The sequence below is a fragment of the Bradyrhizobium sp. CCBAU 51627 genome, assembly GCF_028128765.1.
GTDB lineage: Bacteria > Pseudomonadota > Alphaproteobacteria > Rhizobiales > Xanthobacteraceae > Bradyrhizobium.
The window spans coordinates 70,418-79,993 of the sequence record NZ_LBJG01000015.1 but is presented as its reverse complement, the minus strand read 5'-3'; the positions used below and the strand labels follow the sequence as shown (position 1 = coordinate 79,993).

Genomic DNA, 9,576 nt, shown 5'->3' with positions numbered 1-9,576 from the left:
CCATCTCGCCGATCTCGTCCTTGCGGCCAAGACCCGGCAGCACGACATCGAAATTGCCCGAAGCCAGTTCGCGCATCGCCTTGCACATCGCGATCATCGGCCGCGAGATGCCAGTGCCGAGGAGGAAGGCGAGGACCGCGCCAAGCAAGGTACCGCCGACGGCCAGCATCAGCACCAGTTGCTCGGTCTTGCTGATGATCGCCTCCGACTCCGAATCCAGGCGCTGCTGTTCGGCAACCAGATCCGCCTTCATGGCGGTGGCGCCCCGAAGGATCGCGCCCGCCGAGCCGCTCATCTCGGTGACGAGCTCATCGACCAGCTTGGCGTTCGCGATCAGCTTCTCCAGCGCCTCGCGATAGGCGGCGAGAATGGTCTTGGCATCCTTCAGGCCGGCGACAATCTTGTCGTCCATGGAATAGACCGCGCCAAGCGAGTTCTCGACGAATTTCAGCCGCGCCAGCGCACTGTTCGCGATCGCCTGGTCGGATGTCAGCACGAAATTGGTCGCCGCCGCGCTTGCGGTCTGAAACTGGGCGTTGACCTGTTTCGTGCCGAACTCGATCGCTTGCGCCTCGGCATCGGAGGCGTTGTTACCGATATCGTCGAGCTTGTATTTCAGGAGGTTGGCTTGGCGCGAGAGCTGGTTCTGCACCAGCAGCGCGCTGTCACGCTTGGCCTTGAGGACCTTGGCGAAGGTCGCGGAGAAATTCGAAAACTCCTTGGCGAGCTTGTCGAGGCTGTCCTGCCGCGCCGGCGTCTTGGCGCTCTTGACGGCCTGGTCGATGGCACCCTTCAGGCTGGCCTCGGCGTCGAGCGCCGCCTTGGCATCGTCTTCCTTGCCGGTGACGACGAAATATTTGACGGCCGAGCGGTAGGCAAGCAGCTCGCGGTCGATGTTGCGGGCGAGATCGGCCTCCGAGACGCTGCTGCGATAGGACCCGACGCCGGATGAGACGCGTTCGAAGCCAAAATAGGAGAACGCCATGCTGCCTGCTGAGATCACCAGCACGGCGGCAAAGCCGAGGATGATCTTGGCGCGGAACCGAAGGGTCGGAAACAAGCTGCGCTTGGACGGCGACGCGGTACGCCCGGACATTCCCAAACCCCCTTTAGACTTGAGCCGCGATCCGGGAGCGCCCCGCCCCCGGACCTGGATGCGCAAAACTAAGGCACAATCGATAAGGGGCGGTAAATTCGTCCGATCTGCTTCCTGAAAGCGTAGAGAGCTCCTGCTCCGAGAGCCGGACCGGCGCCACCGGCGTGTTGCGGCCAACCGGAAAACGCCTTATTCTTGCGGCACTTGTCGGGCGATAATCACGCACTTGGCGTCAGACCAAGCTGGTCCTCGAGGGAGAAGCGGAGTGGGGCAAACCGAGTTTCGGTTTGGCGGTGCGTCTGGTGTTGCCGTTGCCAAATCGAAGGCGGCGACCGTCGATGAAGCCGTGGCCGAGCTTGCGGCCCAGCTTCCATCCGACGAGCTGGCGCTGATCCTGGTTTTCCTCTCTCCCCGCTACGACCCTCACCATTTCATCGCCGAGATCACCCGACAATTCGATGAGACCCGGGTGTGCGGCTGCACCACCGCGGGCGAGCTCGCTCCTGACGGCTGGGACGAGAACAGTGTCGTCGCTCTCGCCTTCAGCCGCGCGGATTTCTCCGCCGCGGTCCGGCCCATTCTCAATCTCGACAGCTTCCGGGTCGAGGACGGCCGCAGGATCGGCGGCGAGCTCCGGCATGAGTTGCTGCGGGCGAGCCCCCAGATCGACCGCGGGAGTCCCTTCGGCCTGGTCTTGATCGATGGCCTGTGCCGGCGCGAAGAGGCGGTGATGTCCGCGATCTATGCCTCGCTCGACGATATCCCTGTCGTCGGCGGCTCCGCGGGCGACGGAATGCGCTTCGAGAAGACCTTTGTGTTCTTCGATGGTGAGGCACACAGCAATGCCGCCCTCCTGATCCTGCTGAGTACGTCGCTGCCGTTCCGGGTCTTCAAGTGCGACAATTTCGAGCCGCGGGCGCAGAAGATGGTGGTCACAGAGGCCGACATCGAAAATCGAACGGTCAGGGAGTTGAATGCCGAGCCGGCGGCCGAGGAATATTCGCGCATGGTCGGGATCATGGACGCCAAGCTCGACCCGTTCTCCTTCGCATCCCATCCCGTCCTGGTGCGCGTCGGCGGCTCCTACTACGCGAGGTCGATCCAGCGCGTCGAGCCGGACGGCTCGCTGCATTTCTTCTGCGCGATCGACGAGGGCATGGTGCTGACGGCGGCCTCGTCGAAAAGTCTGGTCGGCTCGACGCGCGAGACCTTCGCCGAGATCCGCGACCAGATCGGAGACGTCTCGCTCTATATCGGCTTTGAATGTCTGCTCCGCCGCCTCGATGCCGAGCAGCACCAGCTCGCCCGCGACATGTCCGAACTGTACCGGCAGAACCGCGTCGTCGGCTTTCATACCTATGGCGAGCAGTTCGGCTCGATGCATGTGAACCAGACCTTTACGGGCGTCGCGATCGGAAGGCGCACCGCGTGACGGACATGTCCCAGGGCTCCGATACGATGGACCAACTGCAGCGCGAGGCCGCCAAGCTGCGGAAGATCAACGCCGCGCTGATGTCGCGCGTCGAGCGCTCGATGGACCAGCAGCTCAATGCCTTTTCATTGTTCGAAACCGCGATCGCGCTCGACCACAAGGTTCGCGACCGGACGCACCAGTTGCGCGAGGCGCTGCATTCGGTCGAGCGCGCCAATGAGGGGCTCTACCGCGCCAAGCAGCAGGCCGAGGCTGCAAGCTCGCTGAAATCCTCGGTGCTGATCTCCGTCACCCACGATTTGCTGCAACCGCTCAACGCGGCACGCCTGACGCTGTCGGCGCTGACCGAGATGATGGAATCGCAGGAAGCGGGCGTCCTGATCGATCAGGTCGACCGCTCGCTGGTGACGCTGGAAGACCTGCTGCGCTCGCTGCTGGAGATCGCAAAGCTCGATGCGGGCGCGCTTCGGCCCGACGTGCGGCCGATTGCGCTCGCTCCATTGTTTGACCAGCTACGAAACGAGTTCGAGCCGGCCGTATGGAGGCAAGGTCTTTCCTTGCGCATTCGCCCCTGCTCGCTCGCGGTGTCTTCCGATGCCATGATGCTGCGCAGGATCCTCCAGAACCTGCTGGCGAATGCCATTCGCTATACCCGCAGCGGCGGCGTCATCATGGGATGCCGGACGAGGGGCAACCGCATCTGCATTCAGGTCTCCGACACCGGGCCGGGAATTGCCCAGGCGCAGCAGGAAGCCATCTTCCGCGAGTTCCTGCGCGGCGAGGCGAGCGCCACCGACCAGGCCGGTTTCGGGCTCGGCCTGTCCATCGTCCGCCGTTTCGCAACGGTGCTCGGACACGAGGTACGGCTGTCCTCGCGGGTCGGCAGGGGATCAACTTTCACCCTGGAGCTGGCGTCGGCCGACCTCACTGAAGTCAGCGACGAGGTGCACGAGGTCAAGCTCGCCGAGCGGCATTGTGGCGGCCTCGAAGGCGCCAAGATCCTGCTGATCGAGAACGATCCTGATGGCGCTGAGGCGATGGCCGCCCTGCTGGAGGGATGGGGCTGCGACGTCGCGACCACACGGTCGGCCGCGGACGCGCTCCTGCGTCTCAACGAACTCGGTGGCGCGCCGGACGCCATCATCGCCGACCTCCACCTCGATCACCGCGAGAGTGGCCTGTCCGCCATTACTGACGTCCGGGAGCATCTGAAGCTCGACACCCCCGCCATGATCATTACGGCCGACTATTCTGAAAAAGCCGCGAAGGAAGCAAGCCTCCTCGGCCTTGAGGTGTTGAAGAAGCCGATCAAGCCCGCCGAGATGCGGGCGCTGCTGTCGTTCCTGCTGAGCTAGGTCCGCGTGCTCTATCTGATGGGGCCGCAACGAAAACTCGAAAACAACCCCATGCACAGTAGCGGTAATATGTTACATCAGTCCAAGGCAATGATTTACTGGAAAAATCAGGTCAAGGCTGATCCGGCCGGGCACACTCGCGCCTTGACGCGGCGCCCTCGGCTGCCAGCGTCACGAAATCAATTCTGGACATTTCGACGATGGCTTTGGTGCGGCTCATCACGTTGAGCTTGCGCAGGATGTCGGAGACGTGGACCTTCACCGTGGTCTCCGAAATCTTCAGCTCATAGGCGATCTGCTTGTTCTGAAGGCCACGCTGGAGCATTTCCAGGACACGCAATTGCTGCGACGTCAGGTCGTGCAGACGCTTGAGCAGCTCCTGGGCGGGGCCTCCGGACCGCTGTGGCCGCGCCAAGCCGCGATAGGCGTCCGGCAGACAGATCGAGCCGCGCAAGACCTCACTGATCGCCTGCGCAAGCTCTCGTTTCGAAGAGGATTTGAGGATGTAGCCGGACACACCCAGCGATAATGCGCTGCCGATGATCTGCGGATCTTGATACCCGGACACGATGATGACGGGAATCCGCGGAAACGCCTTCCTGATGCGGATGATCCCCGACAGGCCTGTCGTTCCCGGCATCGAAAGGTCGAGAAGAATCAGGTCGACGCCGTCCGTCGACGACAGCAGCCCCAACGCGCCGTCAATCGAGGTGGCCTGCAGGATGTCAGCTTCGGGCGTCGCCAGTTGCAGGGCGCCTTCCAGGGCTTCGCGAAACAGCGGATGATCTTCGACAATCAGAAATCGCGTCACGTTGGACCATTCCCGGATCATTGCGCCCACTTATATAAAACATGTCTGGGCCAGAGCGAACCGGATTGATCCAGATCAAAAATGACGTGCCGTATTATTGCGGCCTCCCGCGATCGACGCGCGCATAGGGTCGGCTCCTGGGATCGGGCAGGTCCATCTTGCCGACCTCGACGATCGCCTTGTTGCGGCTGAACAGGCCGAGCTTGCGCAGGATCTCGGTGATATGCGCCTTCACCGTGGATTCCGCGAGCCGAAGCTCCTGGGCGATCTGCCGGTTCGGAAAGCCGCGGCGCAGCAGGTCGAGCACGCGAAGCTGCTGCCCCGTGAGCTCGCGCAACTTGACCTCGAGCGCCTTGTCGCTATCGGCCCGCCGCCGCAGCGGCGCGACGACAAAATCCTTCGGCACCGACACCGATCCGCTGAGCACGCCCTCGATCGATTGCGCCAGTTCGCGCTTGGATGTCGACTTTGGCAAGTACCCGGCGGCCCCCAGCGCCAGCGCCTCGCGGACCACGTGCTGGTCCTCCTCGCTCGACACGATGGCGACGGGCAGCCGCGGATGGGTCTCGCGCAAGCGGAGAAAGCCGGAGAATCCGGTCGCATCCGGCAGTGAGAGGTCGAGCAGCGCGAGGTCGATCCCCTGTTCGACCGACAGGATATGCAGAGCATCCTCGATCGACATCGCCTCGAGGATTCGCGCCTCAGGCAACGCCAGCCGGACGGCATTGCCGAGCGCCTCGCGAAACAGCGGATGATCATCGATGATCAGGAAGCTGGCCATGGCGCCTTCCAAATAAATCCACCGCATGGGCGGCGGCGGCACCATCCTGCGCCTGTCCGGCCTCTGGATGATGCCGCCTGGACGCTAGCACATCTTCTCGCTCCCGTCCGGTCAAGGCCGTTCAGTCGTTCGATTCCGCCTGGACCGTCAGCAGGAACGAATAAATGCTGTCGAACTGCTCGTCGGTGAACACTTCCTTCCAGGCCGGCATGCCCTTGGACGGCCGGCCTTCATGCACGGTCTTCCAGAACGTGTCGCGCATGTCGTCGCCGTAGCGGTGATGCAGGAGCCTGAGGTCGATCTTCCGCTCGCTCTGGACGGCGTCGGGACCGTGGCAATGCGCGCAGGTGCCGTTGAAGATCTCCTTGCCTGCACCGACGATCTCCGCGTTCGGCGCGGACGCATCGCCCTTCACGTCGCCCTTCACGTCGCCCTTGGCCTCGGTCGCCACCACGTTGGCGACCTGCACCACACTGGGACCGGTTCCCATCCCCGTCGTTGTTCCCGCCGGCACCGGCTGGGCCGCACCGAAGCGTACCGGTTGCCCCGTCGGCAAGCCGTACTTCACCGCGAGTTCGCTGATCGTCTTCTGAAGCTGCGGCAAGACGGCATCGACGCGATCGCGGAGCTCGGTGGATGTCTTCGCAAAGCCGATGGCGGCGTCCCATGACAGGCCTTCGCCCTCGGTCAGCTGGATCTGATAGCGATCGTCGTAGCTGGTCTTGTTCAACCAGCCGGCGACAGGTCCCCAGATGAAGGCGACGTCAGCCTTGCCCTGTTCAAGCGCCTGCATGCCTTCCTCCGGCGAGAGCACGGTAACCTTCTGGATATCGTCCCGGCTCGCGAGCAGGTTTTGCGGCGTACTGGCGAACTGCACCGCGACGCGCTTGCCCCTGAGGCCGTCGACGCCGCCGATCACCTGTCCCTTCGCCGCCACCAGCGCATAGCCCTCCCTGGCGAAAGCGCTGGAGAAGATCACGGCCGGTCCCATGAAATCCTCCGAGCGCGGCAACCCGATCATGGCGTCGCATTGCTTGCCGAGCAGCGTGACGCGCACGGTCCGCTTGCCGAAATAGGATTTGTACCAGTCATAGGCGATCGGCCGCCCCAACGCCTGCGCCAGCGCCTGCCCGATCTCGACATAGAATCCCGGCTGCGACGGACTATCGCTCGAGAACGGAAGATTGGTCGGATCGGCGCAGAGACGGAACGGCGGCACCTCCTCCGCGCGCAACGGCGAGGCCGAAACAACCGACGCCGCGGCGACACAAGCAAGCAGGCCTGAGATGGCGCGATTTCGGCTCGTGCCGGTGCCGGAATGATTCGGACGCATCCTCGTCTCCCATAGCTTTACTGGGCCGGAGCTGTGTCGGGCCAAGGATTGCGGCAACAGGCATCGGCCGCAATGGTCATCTGGAAAAGGCGCGCGCGTATCCCGTCACCTCTGGGATACGCGCGCCAGTTGTCACTGGACGGAGAACACGAAGAGAGAACCGCCCTCGGGAGCCGCGGCCGTCATCTTCTTCCCAATATCGCCCAGGAACGCAGGTATCGCGGCCGTACGACCGACGACGATGGCGACGTACTGCTTACCGCCGACCTCGTAGGTCACCGGTCCCGCACCGATGCCGGAGCCGAGATTCCTGCTCCAGAGCACCTTGCCGTTCTTCGCGTCGATGGCGCGGAAGTCGCCGTGAAGGTTGCCGGCGAACACCAAGCCGCCGCCGGTGGTCAGCGTGCCGCCGTTGAACGGCAGGTCTTCCTTGATGGACCACACCTTCTTCTGAGCGACCGGATCCCACGCCATGAGTTCGCCGAGGAAGCCGCCGGGACCTTCCTTGGTCGGGAATTCGGCGCCGAGATAGAACACCCCGCGCTTGTAGGAGACGTCCGAGACGGACCAATCCATGCAGACATTGTTCGACGGGATGTAGACGAGGCCGGTCTGCGGGTTGAACGACATCGGCTGCCAGTTCTTGCCGCCGATCAGGTTCGGGCAGATGTCCTTCGCCGGATGGTTCGGACCCGGACGCTTGTCGGGATCCTCGACCGCGCGCATCGTGGCGACGTCCCACTTCTTGGCCCAGTTCGAGAACACGTATTTTTCCGCCGACAGAACCTTGCCGGTCTCGCGATTGGCGACGAAGAAGTAGCCGTTGCGATCGGCCTTCATCAGCGCGGGAACGGTGCTGCCGCCGATCTTGAGGTCCGCGAGCACGTTTTCGTTGACGCCGTCATAATCCCAGGCATCGGCCGGCGTGGTCTGAATGTGCCACTTGATCTTGCCGGTGTTGGGATCGAGCGCCAGCGTCGAGGCGGTGTAGAGGTTGGTCAGCTTGCCGAAATTGCCGTCGCCGGTCGAACGCACACCCGTGTTCCACGGGCCCGGATTGCTGGTGCCCCAATAGACCGTGTCGCTCTTCGGATCGTAGGAGCCGACCAGCCAGGCCGCGCCGCCGCCATGCTGGGCGGAGTCGCCCTTCCAGCTGTCGCCGCCGGGCTCATCCGGACTGGGAACGGTGAAGGTCTGCCACAGCTGCTTGCCGGTGTTGATATCGAACGCCTGGAGCGAGCCGCGCACGCCGTACTCGCCGCCGCCGAAGCCGGTGATGACCTTGTCGCGCACGACGACCGGCGGCGAGGTGATGACGGAGCCCTGCTTGTAGTCGACCACCTTCGTCGTCCACAGCGCCTTGCCGGTCGCGGCATCGAGCGCCGTCAGCTTGCCGTCGAGGCGGCCCACGAAAATCTTGCCGTCGGCATAGGAGACGCCGCGATTGTTGACGTCGCAGCAGGCATATTGCAGCACGTCGTCAGGAATTTCCGGCTCGTAGGTCCATTTGCGCTTACCGGTGGCGGCCTCGAGCGCATAGACGTATTTCGGGCCCCACGAAGTCGAGACGTAGAGCGTGTCGCCGATCACGATCGGCGATGATTCGTTCGAACGCAGCGAGGCCAGCGAGAACGAATAAGCAAGCGTCAGCTTGCCGGCGTTCTCGGTGTTGATCTGCTTGAGCGGGCTGAAGCGCGTATTGCCGTAGTCGTGGCCGGCGACGGCCCACTGGTTCTGATCGGATTGCGCCTTGATCAGCGAGTCGTTGGCGCGAACGGTGGATGTCGCGGCGGCCAGCATCGCAATCATCGAAATGCCAGCCAAGAAGCCCTTCGTTCCAAAGGTCATGTATTCCCTCCGATGTTGTTGCATGCGCCGCGTTGAGCGCCCGAGCGCGATGCGCTCGTGATGCGCAGTTTGTCTGCGAACCATCGTTCGGAATTACAACATCGCTGCTGCGCGCTTAGTATAGGCGGAAGGTAGTAGTGAAAATCAGTGGCAAGTTTCGCTGCTCATCCCGTTGTCGAGGCTTGCGTCTTGCCCCTGTTTTCCAACGCGAAATGAACTGTCGGATCGGGGCAGCACGGTGCCGCGGCCTTACAGATCCCGATCGCGAACAGCTCCGCCCGGATGCGGCGATCAGAATGATGGCGCTACCAAAGCTGCAAAACTTTCGAAGAAATTCGCGGCCAGCTTTCGCGACGTCGAATCGATCAGCCGCGAGCCGAGTTGCGCGAGCTTGCCGCCGATCTGCGCATCCGCCTCGTAGTGCAGGATGGTGACGTCAGGAGATTCTTCTTCCAGCCTGACCGTCGCGCCGCCCTTGGCGAAGCCCGCGACGCCGCCGGCGCCCTCGCCGACGATGCGATAGCTGGTGGGTGCTTCGATATCGGTCAGCGTCACCTTGCCGCCGAACGTCGCCTTCACCGGTCCGACCTTCAGCACCACGGTCGCAGTCATCTCCGTCGGCGACGACATCTCGAGCGATTGGCAGCCGGGAATGCAGCGCCTCAGGATATCGGGATCGTTGAGCGCAGCCCACACCTTGGCTTTCGATGCCGGGATGCGCCGGCTGTCGTTCATCTGCATCGTTTCCATCCCTTTGCTGTTGCTTGTCAGGCCCGACTACGGTGGCGCCCGGCTGCGATCAATCGCCAGTAAGTACTAGGCCTGATCTTGCCGACGCCTGGCTGCCTGGAAACATCGGAATGCCCGGACGCCGCGCCGACCTGGCTTGCCAGCGACGATCCTCAGGAAGAGCTTCGCTG

The 9,576-nt window shown here is 63.3% G+C and carries 8 protein-coding genes; 2 read left to right on the top strand and 6 right to left on the bottom strand.

Annotation, left to right across the window (positions count from 1 at the left end; translation table 11 throughout):
- Positions 1-1,096: HAMP domain-containing protein (locus XH88_RS08025; RefSeq protein WP_333909238.1), on the bottom strand; the 1,096-nt coding region annotated here is incomplete at its 3' end.
- A 265-nt stretch (positions 1,097-1,361) separates the two neighbouring features.
- On the opposite strand from XH88_RS08025, the gene XH88_RS08020 reads away from it, so the two are divergent.
- Positions 1,362-2,528: an FIST N-terminal domain-containing protein gene (locus XH88_RS08020; RefSeq protein WP_271614871.1), complete on the top strand. Its 1,167-nt coding sequence runs from the start codon at positions 1,362-1,364 to the stop codon at positions 2,526-2,528.
- A 5-nt stretch (positions 2,529-2,533) separates the two neighbouring features.
- Complete coding sequence (locus XH88_RS08015; RefSeq protein WP_271614873.1) at positions 2,534-3,883, top strand: hybrid sensor histidine kinase/response regulator; 1,350 nt, start codon at positions 2,534-2,536, stop codon at positions 3,881-3,883.
- Positions 3,884-3,995: 112 nt separating this feature from the next.
- Here XH88_RS08015 and XH88_RS08010 read toward each other — a convergent pair whose 3' ends face one another.
- The 5 genes from XH88_RS08010 to XH88_RS07990 form a co-directional block, all read right to left on the bottom strand.
- The gene (locus XH88_RS08010; protein WP_271614870.1) at positions 3,996-4,694 is read right to left on the bottom strand and encodes a response regulator; all 699 of its coding nucleotides are present in this window, start codon (positions 4,692-4,694) and stop codon (positions 3,996-3,998) included.
- A 94-nt stretch (positions 4,695-4,788) separates the two neighbouring features.
- A complete protein-coding gene (locus XH88_RS08005; protein ID WP_271614869.1) occupies positions 4,789-5,475 on the bottom strand; it encodes a response regulator in 687 nt (228 codons plus the stop codon).
- 121 nt (positions 5,476-5,596) lie between these two features.
- On the bottom strand, positions 5,597-6,808 hold the full coding sequence (locus XH88_RS08000) for a c-type cytochrome (RefSeq protein WP_271614868.1): 1,212 nt from the start codon (positions 6,806-6,808) through the stop codon (positions 5,597-5,599).
- Positions 6,809-6,940: 132 nt separating this feature from the next.
- A complete protein-coding gene (locus XH88_RS07995) occupies positions 6,941-8,656 on the bottom strand; it encodes a PQQ-dependent methanol/ethanol family dehydrogenase (RefSeq protein ID WP_271614867.1) in 1,716 nt (571 codons plus the stop codon).
- A gap of 291 nt (positions 8,657-8,947) precedes the next feature.
- On the bottom strand, positions 8,948-9,397 hold the full coding sequence (locus XH88_RS07990; protein WP_271614866.1) for an SRPBCC family protein: 450 nt from the start codon (positions 9,395-9,397) through the stop codon (positions 8,948-8,950).
- Positions 9,398-9,576: the final 179 nt, after the last annotated feature.